The sequence below is a fragment of the Streptomyces daliensis genome (assembly GCF_054782395.1).
In genome coordinates this window covers 1-21181 of the sequence record NZ_BAAGSO010000133.1, presented here as the reverse complement: position 1 = coordinate 21181, position 21181 = coordinate 1, and the positions used below count along the sequence as shown (strand labels likewise).

The 21181-nt window shown below is 69.8% G+C and carries 20 protein-coding genes and 2 pseudogenes; 11 read left to right on the top strand and 11 right to left on the bottom strand.

The window, feature by feature from the left end; genetic code table 11:
* Positions 1–275: 275 nt before the first annotated feature.
* Positions 276–1271, top strand: a complete 996-nt coding sequence (locus ACYVOO_RS37485; RefSeq protein ID WP_461020204.1) for a 1-phosphofructokinase family hexose kinase — start codon at positions 276–278, stop codon at positions 1269–1271.
* Positions 1272–1331: 60 nt separating this feature from the next.
* Here the strand turns inward: ACYVOO_RS37485 and ACYVOO_RS37480 are convergent, their stop codons facing one another.
* Entirely contained in the window at positions 1332–2312 is a 981-nt protein-coding gene (locus ACYVOO_RS37480) for a carbohydrate-binding protein (protein WP_461020203.1), read from the bottom strand.
* 199 nt (positions 2313–2511) lie between these two features.
* On the bottom strand, positions 2512–4233 hold the full coding sequence (gene cdgB / locus ACYVOO_RS37475; protein ID WP_461020202.1) for a diguanylate cyclase CdgB: 1722 nt from the start codon (positions 4231–4233) through the stop codon (positions 2512–2514).
* Positions 4234–4789: 556 nt separating this feature from the next.
* Between cdgB and ACYVOO_RS37470 the strand changes: the two genes are divergently transcribed.
* Entirely contained in the window at positions 4790–5311 is a 522-nt protein-coding gene (locus tag ACYVOO_RS37470; RefSeq protein WP_453344729.1) for a flavin reductase family protein, read from the top strand.
* Positions 5312–5356: 45 nt separating this feature from the next.
* On the opposite strand, the gene arfB is transcribed toward ACYVOO_RS37470, so the two are convergent.
* Positions 5357–5785, bottom strand: coding sequence for an alternative ribosome rescue aminoacyl-tRNA hydrolase ArfB (gene arfB, locus ACYVOO_RS37465; RefSeq protein ID WP_461020201.1), 429 nt, complete (start codon positions 5783–5785; stop codon positions 5357–5359).
* Between the two features lie 172 nt (positions 5786–5957).
* On the opposite strand from arfB, the gene ACYVOO_RS37460 reads away from it, so the two are divergent.
* The gene (locus ACYVOO_RS37460; RefSeq protein ID WP_453344727.1) at positions 5958–6533 is read left to right on the top strand and encodes a TerD family protein; all 576 of its coding nucleotides are present in this window, start codon (positions 5958–5960) and stop codon (positions 6531–6533) included.
* Positions 6534–6916: 383 nt separating this feature from the next.
* Here the strand turns inward: ACYVOO_RS37460 and ACYVOO_RS37455 are convergent.
* Positions 6917–8185, bottom strand: a pseudogene (locus ACYVOO_RS37455) (glycoside hydrolase family 27 protein); the annotation flags it as partial.
* Positions 8186–8417: 232 nt separating this feature from the next.
* Between ACYVOO_RS37455 and ACYVOO_RS37450 the strand changes: the two are divergent.
* On the top strand, positions 8418–8915 hold the full coding sequence (locus ACYVOO_RS37450; RefSeq protein WP_461020200.1) for a hypothetical protein: 498 nt from the start codon (positions 8418–8420) through the stop codon (positions 8913–8915).
* Positions 8916–9009: 94 nt separating this feature from the next.
* Here the strand turns inward: ACYVOO_RS37450 and ACYVOO_RS37445 are convergent, their stop codons facing one another.
* Positions 9010–9723, bottom strand: a complete 714-nt coding sequence (locus ACYVOO_RS37445; protein WP_461020199.1) for a pentapeptide repeat-containing protein — start codon at positions 9721–9723, stop codon at positions 9010–9012.
* A gap of 123 nt (positions 9724–9846) precedes the next feature.
* Between ACYVOO_RS37445 and ACYVOO_RS37440 the strand changes: the two genes are divergently transcribed.
* Complete coding sequence (locus tag ACYVOO_RS37440; protein WP_461020198.1) at positions 9847–10845, top strand: zinc-binding dehydrogenase; 999 nt, start codon at positions 9847–9849, stop codon at positions 10843–10845.
* A 119-nt stretch (positions 10846–10964) separates the two neighbouring features.
* The gene (locus tag ACYVOO_RS37435; protein WP_461020197.1) at positions 10965–11780 is read left to right on the top strand and encodes a glucose 1-dehydrogenase; all 816 of its coding nucleotides are present in this window, start codon (positions 10965–10967) and stop codon (positions 11778–11780) included.
* Positions 11781–11822: 42 nt separating this feature from the next.
* Here ACYVOO_RS37435 and ACYVOO_RS37430 read toward each other — a convergent pair whose 3' ends face one another.
* Positions 11823–12212, bottom strand: a complete 390-nt coding sequence (locus ACYVOO_RS37430; RefSeq protein WP_461020196.1) for a hypothetical protein — start codon at positions 12210–12212, stop codon at positions 11823–11825.
* 162 nt (positions 12213–12374) lie between these two features.
* On the opposite strand from ACYVOO_RS37430, the gene ACYVOO_RS37425 reads away from it, so the two are divergent.
* Positions 12375–12569: a hypothetical protein gene (locus ACYVOO_RS37425; RefSeq protein WP_461020195.1), complete on the top strand. Its 195-nt coding sequence runs from the start codon at positions 12375–12377 to the stop codon at positions 12567–12569.
* A gap of 300 nt (positions 12570–12869) precedes the next feature.
* Entirely contained in the window at positions 12870–14333 is a 1464-nt protein-coding gene (locus ACYVOO_RS37420; RefSeq protein ID WP_461020194.1) for an FG-GAP-like repeat-containing protein, read from the top strand.
* Positions 14334–14443: 110 nt separating this feature from the next.
* Here the strand turns inward: ACYVOO_RS37420 and ACYVOO_RS37415 are convergent, their stop codons facing one another.
* The 3 genes from ACYVOO_RS37415 to ACYVOO_RS37405 are packed head-to-tail and all read right to left on the bottom strand — an operon-like array spanning position 14444 to position 16477.
* Positions 14444–14899 carry an arsenate reductase ArsC gene (locus ACYVOO_RS37415; protein ID WP_461020392.1) on the bottom strand — a complete coding sequence of 152 codons (456 nt, stop codon included), beginning with the start codon at positions 14897–14899 and terminating at the stop codon, positions 14444–14446.
* Between the two features lie 4 nt (positions 14900–14903).
* On the bottom strand, positions 14904–16064 hold the full coding sequence (gene arsB / locus ACYVOO_RS37410) for an ACR3 family arsenite efflux transporter (protein ID WP_461020193.1): 1161 nt from the start codon (positions 16062–16064) through the stop codon (positions 14904–14906).
* The gene (locus ACYVOO_RS37405) at positions 16061–16477 is read right to left on the bottom strand and encodes an ArsR/SmtB family transcription factor (protein ID WP_461020192.1); all 417 of its coding nucleotides are present in this window, start codon (positions 16475–16477) and stop codon (positions 16061–16063) included. The genes arsB and ACYVOO_RS37405 overlap by 4 nt, the downstream gene beginning before the upstream one ends.
* 80 nt (positions 16478–16557) lie before the next feature.
* Here ACYVOO_RS37405 and ACYVOO_RS37400 point away from each other — a divergent pair, with 80 nt between their 5' ends.
* Positions 16558–16956 carry an ArsI/CadI family heavy metal resistance metalloenzyme gene (locus tag ACYVOO_RS37400; protein ID WP_461020191.1) on the top strand — a complete coding sequence of 133 codons (399 nt, stop codon included), beginning with the start codon at positions 16558–16560 and terminating at the stop codon, positions 16954–16956.
* 402 nt (positions 16957–17358) lie between these two features.
* On the opposite strand, the gene ACYVOO_RS37395 is transcribed toward ACYVOO_RS37400, so the two are convergent.
* Together ACYVOO_RS37395 and ACYVOO_RS37390 are read right to left on the bottom strand one after the other, a co-directional pair.
* Positions 17359–19410, bottom strand: a complete 2052-nt coding sequence (locus ACYVOO_RS37395; protein ID WP_461020412.1) for a tetratricopeptide repeat protein — start codon at positions 19408–19410, stop codon at positions 17359–17361.
* Positions 19411–19854: 444 nt separating this feature from the next.
* A pseudogene (locus ACYVOO_RS37390) lies at positions 19855–20073 on the bottom strand (helix-turn-helix domain-containing protein); the annotation flags it as partial.
* A gap of 118 nt (positions 20074–20191) precedes the next feature.
* Between ACYVOO_RS37390 and ACYVOO_RS37385 the strand changes: the two are divergent.
* Both ACYVOO_RS37385 and ACYVOO_RS37380 read left to right on the top strand, forming a co-directional pair.
* Positions 20192–20389, top strand: a complete 198-nt coding sequence (locus tag ACYVOO_RS37385) for a hypothetical protein (protein WP_461020190.1) — start codon at positions 20192–20194, stop codon at positions 20387–20389.
* Positions 20390–20954: 565 nt separating this feature from the next.
* Positions 20955–21181: hypothetical protein (locus ACYVOO_RS37380; RefSeq protein ID WP_461020189.1), on the top strand; the 227-nt coding region annotated here is incomplete at its 3' end.

The window sequence follows — 21181 nt, the reverse complement described above, 5'->3', positions numbered from 1 at the left end:
CCGTCACTCCCGTCGTCCCCGGTCACAGGGCCAACAGATCGCGCCAAAAGCCGAGTTCGAGACCGCTTCGGAACCCCCGGGGGGTCGCCTCCGGGGGTGTGCGATGGCATGATCGCTCGCGCGCGGTCGTCACCTCGTGTGCGCCCGCTCACCTGTCCGTTGTCGCCTGTCCGTCGTCACTGCTTCACCGATTCGCTGTCGTCGCTTCGCCGTTCGCGTCCGTGCGGCTGTTCCTGTACTCGGGGGCGGGTACCTGTCGTAGGGGGTTGTTCCTGGTGATCCTGACGGTCACGCTCAATACCGCCCTCGACCTCACCTACCGTGTCCCCCGCCTCGACGTCCACGGCTCGCACCGCGTCCGCGAGGTGACGGAGCGGCCCGGCGGCAAGGGCCTCAACGTGGCCCGCGTGCTCGCCGCGCTCGGGCACCGCACCGTCGTCACGGGCTTCGCCGGGGGCGGTACGGGACAGGAGCTGCGACGGCTCCTCGCCGAGGACACCTCATACCGCGCGCACGACGCGGGCTTCCCCGTCGAGGACGCGCTCCTGCCCATCGCGGGCAGCACGCGCCGCACCGTCGGCGTCGTGGACGAGTCGAGCGGCGACACGACGCAGCTCAACGAACCGGGGCCGCAGGTCGGCCCGGACGAGTGGGGGACGCTGCTCGCCGCCTACGGGCGGCTGCTGCGCGGCGAGCCCCACGACGGCGACCGCGCCCGTCCGCTTCCCGCGCCGCGCGCCGTCGCGCTGTGCGGGAGCCTGCCGCCCGGGGTGCCGGTCGGCGCGTACGCGCAGCTCATCAGGGAGGCGCGGGCCGCGAAGATACCCGTGCTGCTGGACACCAGCGGCGAACCCCTGCGGCGCGGGCTGGCAGCGCGGCCCGACCTCGTCAAGCCCAACTCGCAGGAGCTGGCCGGGATCACGGGGCACACCGAGCCGCTGCGCGCCGCACGCGGGGCGCAGCGGCGCGGGGCGCGGGCCGTCGCCGCCTCGCTGGGGGCCGACGGGATGCTCGTCGTCACGCCCGAGGGCACCTGGCAGGCGATGCCGCCCGAGCGGCTCTCGGGGAACCCGACGGGCGCTGGCGACTCGGCCGTCGCGGGGCTGCTGTCGGGGCTCGTCGAGGGGCTCGACTGGCCGGCGCTGCTGGCGCGGGCCGTCGCGCTGTCCGCGGCGACGGTGCGGTCTCCCGCGGCGGGCGAGTTCGACCGCGACGTCTACGAGGCGCTGCTCCCCCGCATCGCCCCGACCCTCCTGGCGACGGCACCCTGACCACCGGGCCCGCCGACCCGCCGGACCGCTGCCCAGGGGGCGAGGGCCGGGGGCCGGGGACTAGGACTGCTTCAGGGAGACCTGGTCGAGGTAGGCGTTGCACTGGTTGCCCTCGCCGCAGGCGATCTCGACCGTGTTCTCGCCCTTGGTCAGCGTGACCGGCGCCCACGTGGTCTGCCAGCCCTTCTCCCAGTTGCCCTTCGGCGAACCGATGAAGTTCTTCATCCCGAGCGGCTGCGCGTTCGCCTTCCCGTTCACGGACACCGTGGCGTTCGCGTCCTCGCCGGGAATGCCGTAGCGCACGTAGAGCCGGTAGTCACCGGCCTTCGGCGCCTTGACCGTCCACACGGCCTTCGCGCCGACCTGGTTGAAGCCCGCCACGTATGTGCCGCCGTCGGCCTCCGCGCCCTTCGTGTCCTTCGCGGGGGCCGCGCCGCCCTCCAGGCGGAGGCTGGCCGCGTCCTGCTGCGGGAGGCCCGAGTTCTGCTGCTGCTTGCCGTCGTCCGCCTCGTCCTGCTCGCCCTGGCCGCCGCCGTCGGCGGAGGCGCTGGGCGTGCTGCCGCCCGCCTGGTCGCCCGTGGCCTCGTCGTCGCTGTTGAAGACGATGGCCGCGCCGATACCGATCACGACCGCCGCGACGACCGCGATGGCCCCGATCAGCAGCCCGTTGCGGCTGCGGCCACCGCGGCCGTAGCCGCCGTCGCCGTGTCCGCCGCCGTTCCCGTGCCCGTTGCCGCCCGCGTGGTGCTGGCTCTGGCGGGTGGCGGCCCTGCCGCCCGGCACGGTCTCGGGCGCCGCGTAGTGCGCGCTGGGCTGCTGCTGCCCGTAGGCGGACTGCTGCTGTCCGTATGCGGCCTGCTGCCCGCCGTACTGGCGCTCGCCTACCGTGCGGACCTGGTTGTACGAGCGGCGGGGAACACCACGCTGTGCGCCGGACTGCGGAACCGTCGAGCCGTTACCGCCTTCCTGGCGGTACAGATGGGCAAACGGGTCGTCGCCCTGATCAGGCGTCTCACCCGTGCCGTTGTTCTCGGCGGTCATCCCCTGTCACTCCCTACTGCGTCAGGTATCCGGCCGAGCCTACCTCTCCGGGGTGACCCTCTTGCCAACGCCGGAATGATCAGGGGGCGGACGCCTTGTGAATCTCGCCATCCAGGGCCACGGGCCGTGTCCGCGGGGTTCCACGGGGTGTCACGGGGCTCCGGGGCCGTTCGCGCGGTCCTTCCCGCGCCACCTCGCGTCACCCCGCCCGGCGCTGCCCCTTCGAACGGGACCGCTTCTCGACGTACATCCGCTGGTCGGCGGACTGGAGCACTTCCTCGGCCGTCATCCCGCAGCCCGCCCAGCCGATGCCGAAGCTGGCGCCGACGCGGACGGCACGGCCGTCGACCCGGATGGGCGGGATGATCGCGTTCCGCAGCCGCACGGCCAGGTCCTGCGCGTCGGCCGGGCCGAGCCCGTCGGCGAGGACCACGAACTCGTCGCCGCCCATCCGCGCCACCGTGTCGTTGTCCCGCACGCCCTCCGAGAGGCGCCGCGCGACCTCGACCAGGACGGCGTCGCCGCAGTTGTGGCCGAACCGGTCGTTGATCGACTTGAAGCCGTCGAGGTCGCAGAAGAGCACGGCGAGACCCTTCTCACCCGGCCCGTCACCCTCGGGCGGCACCATGTGGACGTGGTGGTGGTCGTACCCGGCGTAGCCGCCGCTGGGCGCCGCGCCGTTGCCGCCCTCCACGCCCGTGCCGAGGCCGCCGCCCATGCCGGTGCCCATGCCTCCGGTGCCGCCCAGGCCCAGCTCGTCGAACTCGTCCGTGCTGAACGCGTGCACGCGCGGGTCCCCGCCGGCCAGCCCGGAGAGCGCGGGCCCCGGACCCGGGGTGGGGCCTGGGCTGTCGCAGAGCCTGCTGTTGAGGCGGGCGCGCAGCTCGGCGCTGTTGGGCAGGCCCGTCAGCGAGTCGTGGCTCGCGCGGTGGGCGAGTTGCAGCTCGTGGCGCTTGCGCTCCTCGATGTCCTCGACGTGGGTGAGCAGGAAGCGCGGCCCGTCGGCCGCGTCGGCGACGACGGAGTTGCGGAGCGAGACCCACACGTACGACCCGTCGCGCCGCGCCAGCCGCAGCTCGGCCCGGCCGCCCTCGGCCGAGGTGCGCAGCAGGGTGCCGATGTCCTCGGGGTGCACGAGATCGGAGAAGGAGTAGCGCCGCATCGCGGAGGCGGGGCGGCCCAGCAGGCGGCACAGCGCGTCGTTGGTGCGGATCAGGCGGCCGTGCTGGTCACCGCCCATCTCGGCGACGGCCATGCCGCTGGGCGCGTACTCGAACGCCTGCCGGAAGCTCTCCTCGCTGGCCCGCAGCGCCGACTGCTCGCGCTCCAGCCTGACCAGCGCGCGCTGCATGTTGGAGCGCAGCCGGGCGTTGGTGAGGGCGATGGCGGCCTGGAAGGAGTACATCTGCAACGCCTCGCGCCCCCACGCGCCCGGGCGCCGCCCGTTTCGGGGTTTGTCGACGGAGAGCACGCCGAGGAGTTCGGTGTCGGAGGCGTAGAGCGGGGCGAAGAGGCGGTCCATGGGGTGCCACTCGTCCGAGAAGCGGGGCGCGGGCCCGGCGGGGTGCCACTGGGGCACGTCGTCATCGTCGAGGACCCAGCCCTCGGTGTACGGGATGAAGCGCAGCTCGCCCCACTTCTCGCCCATCGAGAGGCGGCGGTCCCAGGAGGCGCGCGAGCCGACCCGGCCCGCCATCATCGCCTCGGCCCCGGCGCTCCCGGCGACGGCGGCGACGACGAGATCGCCGTCGGGCCGTACGAGATTGACCGCGGCTATCTCGAAGCCGAGCCCCTCCACGACGCCGTCGGCGACGGTCTGGAGGGTGTCGGCGAGACTGCGGGCGGTGTTGAGCTGTGCCACCACCTGGTGTAGCTGACGCAGACTGGCGAGGCGGACATAGGGCTCCGACTCGGTTTCCATCGCCCTCCCCCTGAGCCTCGGTCGTCAACTCCAGGTGTTCGCGGGACGTCATTGTCCGACTGCCACGGGCCACTGAATCACAGCGAGCTGTTCACCCGGTACACAGGGTCAACAATTAATGCCCTCTGTGACTCAAGTCACAAGAATCCAGGGTTGGTTGGGTGCGTTACGTGGAAGCGCTTCACGAATGGTCTCCGCTGGTCACGGGCCTTCCGAGGCATGTCAGGGCATCATGACGTCCGTACATGAACTCACCAGTACGCCACCCAATGCGCCCCCTTCGCACGCCGGTGCGTGCCCCCTCGCGTGCCCCTCTCCGCGCCGTTCACACCCCACCGACATAACAGGGCTTGACGGGAGATAACGGCCGATCGGGGGGTCGGCTTCCGGGTACGCCTCACGAGGGGCCTAGGACCCGCCTGGTTCCTGCGTCCGATGTGTCCACTCACCCATTCCGGTTAGCGTTCTTGACGTGTCCAACGCAGCGCAGCAGCAACAGACAGTGCCGACTCCCCCCTCTTCCGCCCCTTCCTCCTCTTCTCCCTCCTCCCCTCCGATGCCCCATGCTGGTGGCGTGAGCGAGGACGAGTTCCGGGCCGCCATGGCGCGGCTGGCGGCGGGCGTGGTGCTGGTTTCGGCGTACGACCCGGAGGAAGGCCCCCGCGGCGAGCCGGTGGGCATGACCGCCACCGCGTTCATGTCCGTCTCCCTCGACCCTCCCCTGGTCATGGTCAGCGTCCGCGACGGTTCACGGATGGACGAACTGCTGGAGCGCCAGCCCCTGTGGGCCGCCTCCCTGCTGAACGACGGCCAGCGGCAGACCGCCGACCGCTTCTCGATGAAGGGCCGCCTCAACGACCGGCTGCTCTACCGGGAGCTGCCCCACACCCTCGGCGAGGCCACGGGCGCGCCCCTGGTGACGGACGCGCTGGCCATGGTCGAGTGCCGCACGGAGCAGCGCGTGCCTGCGGGCGACCACACCCTCGTCATCGCGCGCGTCCTGTCGACGACGCTTCCGCACGCGAAGGAGAGCGGGCCGCTGGTGTACTTCCGTGGCCGGTACCGTTCGCTCGCCTGAGCCCGTCCGGGCCGGGCCCGGGGCCCGTGGAGGGGGCCGGGCGGGTCAGGTCCAGTCGCGGCCCGAGCGGCCGCGCTTCAGATCGCCGCGCTGCTGCTTGCTCCGCAGCCGCCGCTCGTTGGCCCCGCGCGAGACCTTCTTCTTGCGGCGGGGGCGCGGCGGCGGCGCCGTCGCCTCCGCGAGCAGCGCGGCCATGCGGGTGGCCGCCGTCTCGCGGTTGCGCCACTGGGAGCGGTGCTCGCCCGCGCGCACGACCAGCACCCCGTCCACCAGCCGCGAGGCGAGCCGCTCCAGCGCGCGCTCCTTCCACACCTCGGGCAGCGCCTCGGTGGCCGCGAGGTCGAAGCGCAGCTCCGCGCGGCTGTCGCTGGTGTTGACGTGCTGGCCGCCGGGGCCCGAGGAGCGCGAGAAACGCCACGACAGCTCGGCCTCCGGCAGGGAGACCGCACCACGGATGACGTAGGGACCGGACATGTGTCCCATGATCCCGCCTCAGCGCGCCCTCGTCACCGCCTTTTCGCGGAGGGGCGCGCGAGTGAAACGTAAAGAACGCAAAGAATCTGGAACCCGCCCGTCCCCCGTCCGCGTTGTGCAGGGTGGAGGACACCGACCCCTCTTCAGTACCTCACTACGAAAGGGCATCCCCATGGCTGTAAGCCTGTCCAAGGGCGGCAACGTCTCGCTCACCAAGGAGGCACCGGGCCTGACCGCCGTCACGGTCGGCCTCGGCTGGGACGTCCGCACGACCACGGGTACGGACTTCGACCTCGACGCGAGCGCCATCGCGGTGAACCCCAGCGGCAAGGTCTACTCCGACCAGCACTTCATCTTCTTCAACAACAAGGCGACGCCGGACCAGTCCATCGTCCACACCGGCGACAACGTCACCGGCGAGGGCGAGGGCGACGACGAGCAGATCAACGTCAACCTCGCCGCCCTCCCCGCCGAGATCGAGAAGATCGTCTTCCCGGTCTCGATCTACGACGCCGAGACGCGCAGCCAGAACTTCGGCCAGGTGCGCAACGCCTTCATCCGCATCGTCAACCAGGCGGGCGGCACGGAGATCGCGCGTTACGACCTGAGCGAGGACGCCGCCACCGAGACCGCCATGGTCTTCGGCGAGCTGTACCGCAACGGCGCCGAGTGGAAGTTCCGGGCCGTCGGCCAGGGCTACGCCGCGGGCCTCGTCGGCATCGCCCAGGACTTCGGCGTCAACGTCTGATCCGGGCCGACGCCTGATTCTGGCCGATTCCTGGCCAGCGTCCGACCAACGCCTGATCCCGACTGCCGGGCCCCTGGTCCGACGCCCGTACGCCGTGTTCGCCACGGCTGACCGGCGTCGGGCCGGAGCCCGCGCAGCACCGGTCGTCCGGTTCGGGACCCGCGACACGCGGGCTCCCGGGCGCATCCCGGACGCCACGGAGGCCGCCCGACCCGAGCACACGGGGCCGGGCGGCCTTCTCGCTCCGCGCGGAGTGCCGGGTGCGGAGCGCCGGGGTGCGGAGCGCCGGGGTGCGGAGCGCCGGGGTGCGGCCGTCAGCCGTACGGCCGAACCTGGCACGGGGCCCGTCGCCCGCGCACTCGGCGGACGAACCGGTCTCAGTCCTCGGCCGACACCTTCAGCAGCACCGTCCCGTGCGCCGGGACCGTCGCCTCGATCGTGCCGTCGCTGCTCGCGTCCTCGTGCTTCCACAGGTCGCGCAGCGTGTACGAATCGGCCTCGGGCAGTCCCACGTCGGCCGCCGTCGTGGAGATCTTCTGCTCCTGCTCGGACTCGTTGAACAGCGCCACGGCGCGGCTGCCGCCCTTGAGTTCCTTGGCGACGACCCAGCGCCCCTCCTCGGAGGAGACCACGCTGCCCTGCTTGCCCAGCTTGTCCTGGTCGACGGCGATGACCTCCTTGTTGCCGAGGATCTCGTACGTCGCGTCGGTCGCCGTGCGCAGGTCGGAGCCGATGAGGAGCGGCGCGGCCATGATCGACCACATGGAGAAGTGGGTGCGGTACTCCGTGTCGGTCATGCCGCCGTTGCCGACCTCCAGCATGTCGGGGTCGTTCCAGTGGCCTGGTCCGGCGTACGGGGCCAGCGGCAGGTTCTGCTTCATGATGCCGAGCATGCTGCCCCAGTTGTCGCTGATGTCGCCCGTCGTGCGCCACAGCTCGCCGTACTTCGCCGCCCACTCCCACGGCTTGTTCTGGCCCCACTCGCAGATGCTGTAGACGATGTCGCGCTTGGTCTTCTTCAGCGCCTTGTCCATCGCCGCGTAGCGCTCCTGGGCCGGGACGCCCTGGTTGTTGCAGTTGTCGTACTTGAGGTAGTCGATGCCCCAGTCCGCGAACTGCTGGGCGTCGCTCTCCTCGTGGCCGAGGGCGCCGGGGAAGCCGTTCCGGTTGCAGGTCTTGGTGCCGGCGCTGGTGTAGATGCCGATCTTCAGGCCCTTGGAGTGCACATAGTCGGCGACCGCCTTGATCCCGTTGGGGAACCGGACCGGGTCGGGCACCAGCTTGCCGTCGGCGTCGCGCTGCGGGAGGGCCCAGCAGTCGTCGAGGTTGACGTACTCGTAGCCCGCTTCCTTGAGCCCCTTCTCGACGAAGATGTCGGCGATGCCCTTGACCATCTCCTCGTTGAACTCGGCGCGGCAGTGGGTGGCGTTCCAGTTGTTGAAGCCCATGGGGGGCGTGCGGGCGAGTCCGCGCTTCGGCCCGCCCTTCGCCTCGCCCGTGAACGCGCCCGTGGACGCGCCCACGTCGGACGAGGGGGCCGGGGCCGCCTGGGGCGCGGCGGTGGCCGACGGCGCGTACAGCCCCGCTCCACAGATCAGGGTGACCGCAAGCGAACTGATCAGTCGTCTCTGGCGGGTTGGCAGTTGGCTCACTGTTCCGTCCTCCGTCCTCGCTGGACCGAAACCATTCCTTCCGCGCTGTTCCTTTTCGTTCGCCGTGCCCGCGTCGGAAGGCGCGAGCGAAGCAACGGTAGAGCTTGTGCGGGAGCGTTGGAAGGTTGTGCACGAATGTTCGTTTACGGGGGACGAAACGGAATGAATCCTTATTGCCTCCATGGCACCCATGGCCCCCGAGACCCCTGCGGCCCCGTGACACCATCGGAGCGTGCTCGATATCGGCTACTCCCTCTCCCGCCGCTTCCCCGACCCTCCGCAGACGGACTACCGCACCGCGGACGTACGGGCGCTGCGGCACGATCTCTTCTGCGGGGACGTGTATCTCGCCGACACGAAGGCCGGCGCCGAACTGTCCACAGCCTGGGGATGGCTGCCCGTGCTCGACTTCGCGTGGGCCCTGTGCGACATCGCCGAACGCCTCGACAAGGACCCGCGGGGCAGCCGTGCGCCCGGCCCTGTGCGGGCCGAGCTGGACTTCACCGAGAGCACGGACTGCCTGCTCTTCGAGCGCCGCTTCGGATGGGTGGAGATCACGGCCGACTGGTCACCGGCCGACGAGCCCCCGCTCTCCTTCCAGCACTCCACCCTGCGCAGAGAGGCCCGCGACTTCCTGCACGACCTCCTCGCCGACCTCACGGACATGCACGACGGGCTCGACGACAACCCGGTGATCTGGGACCTCCAGGCCCGCTTCCCCCGCGTCTGACCCCCGTCGGCCCGACCCGCCCCGTCGGCCCGACCCGCCCGGTTGGCCCGACCCGTCCCGACGGCTCAACCCGACACCCCCCGCCCCAGCGGCCTCACCCCTCCACCCGCACCCCCACCTGCGCGGCGAAGGCCGGGGCCAGGTCCACGAGCTGGGCCGAGCTGATCACGGCACCCGAGAGCCGGTCGACGCCCGCCGCGATGTCCAGTTCGGCGGCATCGCGCAGATCCACGTCCTTGAGCTTCGCCTGCCCGAAGTCCACCCCTCTCACCACGCACCCCGGGAAGGCGACCCGCTCCAGCGAGGCACCCGAGAAGTCCGGCTCGATCAGGACGCAGCCCTCGAAGGTGACGTCTTTCAGCGTGGACTGACGCAGATTCAGGAAATCGATCTTCCCGCCCCGCACCAGCACCCGCGTCAGCCGTGCCCCGTGCAGCTGGGTGCCGCCGAGCCGCGCGTCGGCCAGCTCCACGTCCCGTATCTCGGCGCGCGCCAGCCCCGTGCCGACTCCCCACACGCCCTCCGCCACCGTGTCGATGAACCGGGCCCGTTCGAGCTGGGCCTCGTCCAGCGCGCAGCGGTACAGCCCGCAGTCCAGGAAGGTGGCCCCCGCGCCGTCGGCGCCGCTCAGATCGAGATCCGTGAAGCCCACTCCGTCGTAGTCCCCGTCAGGACTCAGGCCCGCCTCCTCGTGGGGCCGCAGCACGGGCAGGCCGATCTCAGGGCGCTTGGGTCTGCCCACCGCACGCGCCCGTGCGTCCGTCCGCGCTTCCCCGCCCGCCGTCCTCGACACCCTCGTCCTCGCCATCCCCTCATCGTGCACCCCGCCACTGACAGTCCCCCCTGACCCGCGCCCGCACCCCTTGACTTCAACGTTCCTTCAAGTTGCAGGCTCCAGGCAGCCACCCGGAACGGACATCAGGAGCCAGCCATGCGTGCCGCCGTCCTTCATGCCTTCGGCCCCGCAGAGAACCTGCGCTACGAGGAGGTGCCCGACCCCTCGCCCGGCCCAGGCCAGGTGCGTATCGCCGTCGCGGCGGCGGGCGTCCACCTCATCGACACCGCACTCCGCGAGGGCCGTCAGCTCGGCCCCATCCCCCTCCCCGAGCTGCCGACCGTCCCCGGCCGCGAGGTCGCGGGCACGGTCGACGCGCTCGGCGAGGGAACCGAAACGGGCTGGCTCGGCCGGCGCGTCGTCGCCCACCTCGGCCAGGCGCCGGGCGGCTACGCGGAACGCGCCGTCGTCGCCGCCGCGTCCCTGCACCCGATACCCGACGGGCTCTCCGAGGCCCACGCCGTCGCCATGATCGGCACCGGGCGCACCGTCATGGGCGTCGTCGAGGGCCACGAGCCGGGCCCCGGCGACACCGTCCTCGTGCTCTCGGCCGCGGGCGGCATGGGCGCGCTGCTCACCCAGTACGCGCGGCACAGGGGCGCCCGCGTCGTCGGCGCGGCGGGCGGGCCGGAGAAGGCCGCGATCGTGCGCGACCTGGGCGCCGACCTCGCCCTCGACTACGGCAGGCCGGACTGGGCCGGCCGCGTGCGCGCCGAACTGCGCGACGAGCGGCCCGTCACCCACCTCTTCGACGGCGTCGGCGGCCCTCTCGGACACGCGGCGCTCGACCTCGTCGCACCCGGCGGCACCGCCTTCACCTACGGCAGTTCCTCCACCGCGTTCAGCGCGGCCATCGCGTCCGCCGTCACCGAACCGCCCGGGGAGGCGGGGGAGGACCACGGCATCACGACCGTCCCCCTGGAGGGGCGGAAGATGCTGGAGCGGCGGCGCGTCCTGGAGGAGCGGGCGCTCGCGTACGCGGGGCGCGGCGTCCTCGTCCCGCTCGTCCGGACGTTCCCGCTCGGCGAGGCCGCGGCGGCCCATCAGGCGCTCCAGAACCGCGGCACGGTCGGCAAGGTCGTCCTGCTCCCCTGACCGGTCCCGTGCCGTCGGACACCCACGTACGCACGGTGATGGCATGGCATGGCATGCCACAACGACATACCCTGCACCCGCGCCACCCTCGCCCCGCCCCGACGCCCCCTGGAGCCCCCGTGACCGAGCCCGAGCCCAAGCCCGAACCCGGCGCCCCCGCCACCGCGGCGGTCAGCGACCTGACCGGCAAGACCGTGATCCTCACCGGCGCGGCGCGCGGCATAGGCGCCGCGGCGGCGCGCGGGGCCGTCGCGGCCGGGGCGCGGGTCGTCCTCACCGACGTGCTGGAGGAGGAGGGCCGGAGGACCGCCGAGGCCCTCGGCGACCGCGCCCGTTTCGTGCGCCACGACGTGACGTCGGAGGAGGAGTGGCAGCGCGTGACCGACTTCGCCGCCGGGGAGTTCGGCTCGGTCGACGGCCTCGTCAACAACGCGGGCATCTCCATGGCGACGTTCCTCGCGGACGTCTCCGTCGAGGAGTTCCGCAAGGTGCTCGACGTCAACCTCACCGGCGTCCTCATCGGCATGAAGACCGTCATCCCCGCGATGCGCCGCGCGGGCGGCGGCTCCGTCGTCAACATCTCGTCCGCCGCCGGTCTGACGGGCCTGGCCCTGACGGCGGGCTACGGCGCCTCCAAGTGGGGCGTACGCGGTCTCACCAAGATCGGCGCGGTGGAACTGGGCACGGACAGGATCCGCGTCAACTCCGTCCACCCGGGCATGACGTACACCCCGATGACGGCGCGGGTCGGGATCGAACCCGGCGAGGGCGGGTACCCCAACACCCCGATGGCCCGCGTGGGCGAGCCCCACGAGATCGCCTCGGCGGTCTGCTTCCTGCTCTCGGACGCGGCCTCGTACATGACCGGAGCGGAGCTGGCGGTGGACGGCGGCTGGACGGCGGGGCCGACGGTCCGCTATGTGATGGGGCAGTAGCCGCGAGCCGCGAGCCGCGAGCCGCCAGCCAGCCACGAGCCGCTAGGAGCGCACGCGCGCCGAGCCCGCGTACTTGACGGTGCCGCCCCGCTGGAGGCTGGCGACGAGGCGGATCTTGCGGTGCTCGGGGAACGAGAGGTTGCAGACCCGGGTCTGGCCCCGGCGCGGGGCGCGGCACGTCTTGCGGGCGCGGGGGTGGCGGGTGTCGTTCGCGGTCACGACGAAGGCGTAGCCGTCGGCCCTGGTGTCCCGCACCTTCAGATACTCACCGCGCGCCGACCACGCCACCTTGCCGCCACGCCACCCGGACGCCGCCACGAAGCTGCTGCTCGCGGCCCGGTCGGCGCTCACGGCTCCGTCGGCGCTCGCGAATGCCGGGGCGGGCGCGGCCAGCGCGACGGCCGACGTCACCGCCACAGCCGTCACAACCATCGCCACGACCGACGCGACCGACGCGACCGACGCGCGAGCCCTCCGCCCGCACCCCTGTCTCCACCCCCACCGCACGCACACCACCCCCATGCGGCGCAGCGTAACAACGCCGCGCGCTTCCCCCACCGGCGTCGCGGGCCGGGCTAGGGGAACGCGACAGTCATGGAGAACCCGAAACTGGAACTCGCGGCCAAGCGTCACCGCGAGGCGGAGGCCGTCCTGAAAGCGGCCCGCGAAGACCTCCGTACCGAGGCGCTGGAAGCACTCCGCGCGGGCGCCGACCCCTCCGAGGTCGGCCGCGTCAGCGGCCTTTCCCGCGCCGACGTCCGCAAGCTCCGCAAGGAGGCGGGGAGTTGACCACGCCGCCCTGACCGCCCTGCGCCCGAAGTGGAGCGTGACGCTCCCCCGCTACCCGGAGGGGCATCGTGACCGTCGTCACAGTCGCCCGGCAGGGCGCGTCGCGCCAGACGCTCTGGCCTGCGCGTCCCTTACGCGCAACTTGAGTGAACCTGTTGCTCTTCGAATTCTTCTGTCGCTTCCGCAACCGTTCAGCGTCCGGACTTGTCTATGTCAGCAGTCCTTTCCGTTCCGCCTGTGGGGGCCGCAGGGGTGGCCGGATCAAAGAGGACGACCGATGCGTGAGTCTATGGAGGATTTGTGCGCAATCGAAGCAGGGGCCTGATGGCGGGCGCTGTGGGCGCCGCGGTGGTGGCGGCCGTCGCGGCCGGTGCGAACGCCGCAGGAACGGACAGCGACGGGTCGGCCCAGAACCAGCTCTCCACCGCAGCCGCCAAGGCGGCGAAGACCGCGGGCGACATCGACGGCGACGGCCACGCCGACCTCGGCGTCGGCGCGCCCGACGGCACCGCCTCCGGGAAGTCCAAGGCGGGCTACGTAGGCGTGACGTACGGCTCCGAGACCGGCGTCGACACCGCCCGGCACCTCAGCCTGACCCAGGCCAGCCCTGGCGTTCCCGGCACCCCCGAGGCCAAGGACCACTTCGGCTCTTCCGTGGTGCGCGGTGACGTCGACGGGGACGGCTACTCGGACCTGATCATCGGCGCGGACGGCGAGGCCATCGGCAGCACCAAGCAGGCCGGTTCCGTCACCGTCGTCTTCGGCTCCAAGAGCGGCCTGTCGAGCGACGCGATCGCCTTCCACTCGCCGAAGGTCACCGAGAACGCGCACTTCGGCGACAAGATCGCGGTGGGCGACTTCAACCACGACGGCCGGGCCGACATCGCCGTCTCCGACAACGAGAAGGTCCAGCTCGTCAACGGCGCCGCGAACCTGCGGGACACCGCCACCCCGAAGATGACCGCCGTGACCCCGCCCGGCGGCGGCGTCAGCATCGGGCACCTGGCCTCCGGCGACATCAACGGTGACGGCTTCGCCGACCTCGTCAGCGTCGCGTCCCAGGACTCCCCCTCCGACGAGGGCACGCTCGGGGTGCTGCCCGGCTCGTCGACGGGCATCAAGAGCACCCCGCTGGGCAAGACCGTCTCACTGTGGTTCGGCCAGTACCGCGCCGTCGTGGGCGACATCAACGGCGACGGCAAGGACGACGTCGTCACGGACACCGGCTTCTCGGACGGTCCGGACGAGCAGAAGCTGCGCACCTACCCCGGCACCGCCAGCGGCATGGACACCGCCAACCCGGTGGACTGGAAGGGCCCGGAGCAGGAGGGCGAGGCGTCCCGCCTCGCCGACATCAACGGTGACGGCCACGACGACCTCGTCGTCGGCAACACCGCAGCCGAGGCGCCCGGTGGCTACAACAACGCCGGTGCCATCACCGTCTTCAAGGGCAGCGAGAACTGGCTGACCGACGAGGGCTCCCAGACCTTCTCCCTCGACACCGAGGGCGTCCCCGGTGAGATGGAGGGCAACGACCACTTCGGCGAGACCGTCTCCCCGGCCGACTACAACGGCGACGGCAAGCCCGACCTCGCCGTCGGCGCGCCGAGCAAGGGCGAGGGCTCCGGCGCGGTGGCTCTCCTGTACGCGGGCGCCGACGGCCTGACCGCCGAGGGCTCAGCGCTCTTCGGCCCGGACGACCTCGGCTCTCCGGCGACGGACGCCGCGTTCGGCCAGGAGCTGTCCGCTCCGGCGACGAACTAACATCAACTAGCACCGGGGCTGGCGTTGGCGCCAGCACCACGCGCTGGACCGTACGGTCCCGTCGCCCCGTAACACGCGGGGCGGCGGGACCGTTCTGGTGCGCGGGGTGGTCAGGCGCGAGGCTCGGTCTCGGTCTCGACGCCTCCGGTCTCGACGCCCTCGGTCTCGACGCCGAGTTCGGTGAGCAGGTCGCGGACGTGCCGCTCGATCTCGTCGCGGATCGGCCGGACGCCCCGGACGTCTTGCCCGGCGGGGTCCGCCAGGGACCAGTCGAGATACCGCTTGCCGGGGAAGACGGGGCAGGCGTCGCCGCACCCCATGGTCACCACCACGTCGGAGGCGTGCACCGCGTCCGTGGTGAGCACTTTCGGACGGGCGTGTGCGAGGTCGATCCCCGCCTCGCCCATGGCCTCGACCACGGCCGGGTTGACCTGGTCGGCGGGGGCGGAACCGGCCGAGCGGACCTCGACCCGGTCGCCCGCGAGGTGGGCGAGGAAGGCGGCGGCCATCTGGGAACGTCCGGCGTTGTGCACGCACACGAACAGGACGGACGGCTTCGTGGGCACTGGTTCAGACACGTACGGAATCCTTGTCGGGAGGGGTTGACGCGGCGTCAGCGTCGACGCTGGAACTGGATCTGGGACCGTCGCCCGCCCCGGGGAAGAAGCGACGGCTGGCCAGCGCCACGTAGACGAGGCCGATGAGGACGGGCACCTCGATGAGGGGGCCGACGACTCCCGCGAGGGCCTGGCCGCTGGTGGCACCGAAGGTGGCGATGGCGACGGCGATGGCCAGCTCGAAGTTGTTGCCCGCCGCGGTGAAGGCCAGCGTCGTGGCCTTCGGATAGTCCAGCCCCACCGCTCGGCCCAGGGCCATGGATCCGGCCCACATGAGCGCGAAGTAGACCAGCAGGGGCAGCGCGATCCGGACGACGTCCAGGGGCTTGGAGGTGATCGCCTCCCCTTGCAGCGCGAAGAGGACGACGATGGTGAACAGCAGCCCGTACAGCGCGAACGGCCCGATGCGCGGGATCAGCTTGGCCTCGTACCAGTCGCGTCCCCTGGCCTTCTCGCCCAGGCGCCGGGTCGCGAATCCGGCCGCGAGCGGGATGCCGAGGAAGATCAGCACGCTGCGGGCGATCTCCCACACCGACACCTCCAGCGCGGCCTGTTCCAGACCGAGCCAGCCGGGCAGCACGCTCAGGTAGAACCAGCCCAGCGCGGCGAACGCGAACACCTGGAAGACGCTGTTGAGCGCGACGAGCACGGCGGCGGCCTCACGGTTCCCGCAGGCCAGGTCGTTCCAGATGATGACCATGGCGATACAGCGCGCGAGGCCGACGATGATCAGCCCGGTGCGGTACTCGGGCAGATCCGGCAGGAAGAGCCACGCGAGGGCGAACATCACGGCCGGGCCGAGCACCCAGTTCAGCAGCAGGGAGGGCAGCAGGAGCCGCCGGTCGCGGGTGACGGACTCCAGCCGGTCGTAGCGGACCTTGGCCAGGACCGGGTACATCATCACCAGCAGGCCCAGGGCGATCGGCAGCGATACTCCGGTGACGGTCACCTTCGCGAGTGCGTCCCCCAGGCCGGGCACGGCCCGCCCCAGGCCCAGACCGGCCGCCATCGCCGCCAGGATCCACACGGCCAGCCACCGGTCGAGGAAGGCCAGCTTCCCGGCCACCGCCCCGCCACCGTCGACGGCCGCCTTGGACGACGCCTTGGCGCTCATGAGGGGGTGCCCGTGCGCTGGGGCAGCGGGGTGCCCGAGGCGTGCGACGGCGGGGTGCCCGCGGGGCGGGTGAGGATGCCCGCGAGGCGGTCGGTCATCTCGGGGAGCAGCCAGTAGTACACCCACGTGCCGCGCCGCTCACAGTCGATGAGTCCGGCCTGCCGCAGCAGCTTGAGGTGGTGCGAGATCGTCGGCTGGGACAGATCGAAGGCCGGAGTCAGTTCGCAGACGCAGATCTCCCCGCCCGCCCGGGACGCGATCATCGACAGCAGCCGCAGCCGGATCGGATCCCCCAGGGCCTTGAACACCTTCGCCAGCTCCGTGGCCTGGTCCTCGCCCAGCGGAGCCGTCAGCAGCGCCGGACAGCAGCCTTCGACGTCCTGGCCGAGCACCTCAAGCTCTTGTTTCGACATGCCTCTATGTTGACGTTCTTCGATACAAGGCGCAAGCTAGGCATCGAAGGACATCAATACAGCCTGTTTGGAGGCTCGTCATGTCACGCGTACAGCTCGCCCTGAACGTCGCGGACCTGGAAGGTTCGGTGGTCTTCTACTCCAAGCTCTTCGGCGTCGAACCGGCCAAGCGCCGCCCCGGCTACGCGAACTTCATCGTCGACGAGCCGCCGCTGAAGCTCGTCCTGATCGAGGGCGAGGAAGGCCAGGACACCCGCCTGGACCACCTCGGGGTGGAGGTCGAGGAGACCTCCCAGGTCACCGCCGCCACCGAGCGCCTCAAGAACGCCGGCCTGGCCACCTTCGAGGAGAACGACACCACCTGCTGCTACGCGCTCCAGGACAAGGTCTGGGTCCACGGCCCCGGCAAGGAACCCTGGGAGATCTACACGGTCAAGTCCGACGCCACCCCCACCCCGTCGACCTGCTGCGGAACCTGACGGCGGGGCCGCCCGACCACGACGGGCCCGGCCCGCAGCCCACGCCAAGGACTGAGCGCCGCTCCAAGGCCCACCCCAAGGGCCTTGTTCGTCGACGAACAGGGCCCTTGACCTACGGAGCCACCTGCCGGGCTCGAAGCGACGGCTTTCTGCCGACAAGGCGTGTTCCGCCCCTGCCACGAGGCCCCGAAAGCACCATCCGGTACGCCGTTGGTCGTTGGCACGCAGGCTTGTTGATGTCAGCGCCCACACGACTACCCACGTTCTCGCTCCCCACGAGGGCAGCATGCGAACCGAACCTCACGAGGTTGCACAAGCAGGCAAGTTCCCACAAATGGGCCCCTGCTACATGAACGCGCCATGAACAGGGGGAGCCCACTGGAGTCTGGCGACGGGCGAGAATCACAGTTGTGGGGAGGTTGGAGTGCCTTCGGGGTCAAGTCCGTGGGGCCACTGGGCTGCCAGCCACCGCTTGTCCAAGTGCCTCGCAAGGCCAGCATCGGCAACCTGCCTGGCCAGGGCTTGTGCCTTCACGTGGCTCCCACGTCTCTCCCGAAATGAAACCACGCGTTGCAGCGGATCTGCATAACCGGCGTCAGCCGCCTGCCAGGCCAAGGCTTCAGCTCTCTCGTGGTCTCCCATTTCCTGCCGCAAGTCAACCAGGAAGGCTAGAGCGTACCGGTCACCAGCGTCGGCGCCCTGCTGTATCAATGCATCAGACCTCTCCTTTCCCTCTTTTCTTTGCGTGACCTGCAAGCCCAACCAAGTAAGGGCGTTCGGATTGCCAACGGCGGCTTCACGGGCCAAGGATTCGGCCCCCTCACAGTCGCCAGATTCCTCACGCCGGATGGCCAAAATTGTCAGAGCGTTCCAACTGCCGACAGCAGCGGCTTGCCGGGCTAGGGTTTCGGCTCGCTCACAGTAGCCAGATTCCTCACGCCGGAATACCAAATCTGTCAGAAATTTCGCATCACCTACATCGGCGGCTTGCCGCGCTAGGACCTCAGCCCTCTCATATTCTCCCGCCTCCTCGCACTGGAACCCCAAGATCACTAGGGCCCGCGAATTGCCCGCGTCGGCAGCTTTCCGAGCCAGAGTCTCAACCCCCTCGCAGCTCCCGGATTCTCTGCTCAATTCTGCCAGAATTTCCCAAGCCTGCGAATTTCCTGCGTCGACAGCTTCCCGAGCAAGGGCCTCAGCCCCTTCACGATCTCCCGCCCCCCTGCACCAATCTGCCAATAGCGTCAAGGCTTGCGGATTTCCTGCGTCGGCAGCTTCTCGTGCAAGGGTCTTAGCCTCTTCACGATCTCCCACCTCTCTGAGTAATTCGGCCAGAATTCTCCAAGCCCGCGGATTTCCTGTACCGACAGCTTCCCGAGCAAGGGCCTCGGCCCCCTCATAGTCTCCCGCCTCCCTGCGCAAGTCGACCCGAAGTTTTAGTACATTGGGCCCGCCTGTCTCGGCAGCCTGCCTCAGCACGGATTCGGCTTCACGGGAATTTCCTGAATTCCTTAACCAAGAAGCCAGATACATGAGAGCCTGCATATTTCCTGCCTCAGCAGCCCGCCGCAGCACAGATTCGGCTTCACTAAAATTTCCGGATTCTTTCAGCCAAGTAACCAAGGCTAGATAGGCGTCCGGATGCCCGGCTTCGACAGCGCGACGCTGGAGATCATGCGCCCACTGCAGACGATGTCGCGCATAAGCCTCCCTAGCAAGGCTAAACAAATCGTCAGGGTTCGTGAGGCCAGCATGTACTGAGTGCCAGAACGAGGCAGGCGGACACACTCGACGGCGGGTCTCGCGACCGTGCTGTTCGAGGTAATCGGCCAGCCGGAACACGGGTCCTGACACAGAGCCGTGCAGCGTAAAGGGGTGAGGTGTGCCCGGTGGGCAGACAATGACGCGGCGTAAGGGAGCTTGCTTGCCATGGACCCGTTTGGCGAGTTCAGCATAAGCGGCTTCCGCCCAGTCATCGGTCAGGTCGTCGCAATCGATATCAGTCAGGTAGCCGAGTGCGGCGGAAGTAAGGAATGCCTGTGGCAAGTTCAGCCCGACTCCCAGCCGACGTGCGTCCATAGCTGCCCGCAGCAATGCCTGAGCCTCGGGGGAGCCGTTTTCATAGCAGTGCAACAACTCGGGAGCACCGGCCAAATCCTGAGTCACACGCCCGTGTGTACCAGATCGAGTCAGAGCGTCCGCAAGCATCTGGTCGCCGCCCCGTGCCAGTTGAGTGGCGGCTGCCAGCGCCTCTGCGTCAAAACTTTCCGGCAGGCTTACGATGCGCCCGGCCAAAAGTTCTCGCGCCCGACTAGTCGGGTCCGACTGGCCGGCTACCGGCAAAATTGTGTACTGTCGGACGTATTCGGGCCATAGAGTTCCCAATACCAGGACAGGTGACCGCTGTTCGTCGGTGAGCAGCGCGTGCAGCGCGGCAGCGATCTGCTCGCCCACGTGTGCATCACCAATGTAATGCTGGGCTTCGTTGAGCCACACCACGGTTCGTGGCCGGACGAATGCAAGTTGGCTGAGAGCTGATTCCGCGCGAGTGGGGTCGAATGGGTGCCACAGCTTCCACCCAGCGTTTGCCAGCGGCCTAACGGCTTCCCAACAGGCACGTGTTTTGCCTGTCGAGGAGGTACCGGACAAGACCATCATTCTACTGCGGCCAGCTTGGGCGTGCCGTACCGCTTCGGCTAGCACTCGGTCATGCTCCCGCGGTACGTATCCAGGCAGCAGCCGCTGCCTGGATAATTTGCCTCTATCCGGAGCCATACCGGCAGGATGAACCTCAAGATCATGGGGCTCCCACTGCTCTATAGGCCTGCCCGGTCCCAGCTCCTCTTCAATGGCCGGTTCAGCCACTCCCATCGCGGCAGTCCGCCGCAGCTCCAGCAGTTCCTCCACTGGCATGCCCAGAGCTTTAGCGAGTCCAGCCAGCGTCTTGGCCGACGGCACCGGTCCTTCAGGCTGAAACGCCTCCGACACGGTCGTACGCCCCAGCCCGGAACGGCGGGCTAACTGTGTCTTGTCCAGCCCCGAAGCGGCCAGTCCGTCACCAAGCCACCGGCGTAGCTCGGCGAGAGCCGCATCGGACTTTCTCTGCTTTTCGGGCACCTGCCCCCCAGCCTTAAGTGTTCATCGGTGTGCATCTTCGTCCGCAGTGAACCCCGGCGTACACCGTTTCCGCGACCTTCGACGGCGTCAACGGCCCATCGCCTACAAGGAGGCTGACGTGTCCATCGCCGTCGCTCTGCTCACTGCCGCACACGTAGTCGTCTTCGCGCTGCTCGCCGCTGCCAGTGCGGGCAAACTCGCCCGTTTGGACGGTGTGAGCTACCCCGCCGCCGTCAAACAGGCTGCCGCTGCGTTCACGGTGGTACTCACTCTCGTGGCCACTCTGGCAACCGCCATTGCTACCGTGTGCACCTGACCCTCAGCTATGACTACGAAGCCGCCGCCCTGTGGAATGCCCACGCCGGGGATGCTCTGGCGCCGCTTCATCACTTGCCTGCGCCGCGAGGTCGACAAGCGAGTCCGGCTTCACCCTGCGGACTTTCCCTGGCCAGCCCGCGTCTCGACACCGAGACGGCGACAGGCGCCCCTGACTGGCCGCTGCGCTTCGGCGCCTATTCCTGACCGCGCTCAAGCAACGTCGCCAGCGACAGGAAGCAGACCGGAAGAACGCCCGGCCTCTCTGACGGAAAAACACCGGACTGATCTTCACCACCCACTATGGGACCCCATCGAGCCCGGCAACCTCACCTGCGCCTTCTCGGTCCGCATCCGACAAGTACGGCGCCGTACAGCGTCCCTCTCAGTGGCTACGGCCAATCCCCAAGGGCCCACGTCACCGGATAGCGACCAGCTTGGTGGCATACGGCTGTCCCCTCAGGTCAGCAGATTGCTCCCCATTACGGAATTACGGGGCAGAATGGGTGATACGGACCCGACGAGCACAGGCCGGGCCCTGCGATAGCTCTACGGAGGTGGCAGCTATGTCACAGCAGGTTCTCGGCCGGGGGCACACGACAAGTGCGGAGGCGTTCTGGTACGTGCTCGGGTGTCTGGCCTTCGGCGCGTCCTACTTCGCGAAAGTTCCCGTCAAGAAGGCGCTCAGTGAGTACGAGCTGGTCGAAAGGACTAGGTCGTTTCTGATGGCTCTTGCTGGGGTGGGTGGATCAATGCTGGGGATGGGCAGGCGCGTCGTATGGTGCGGCGACAT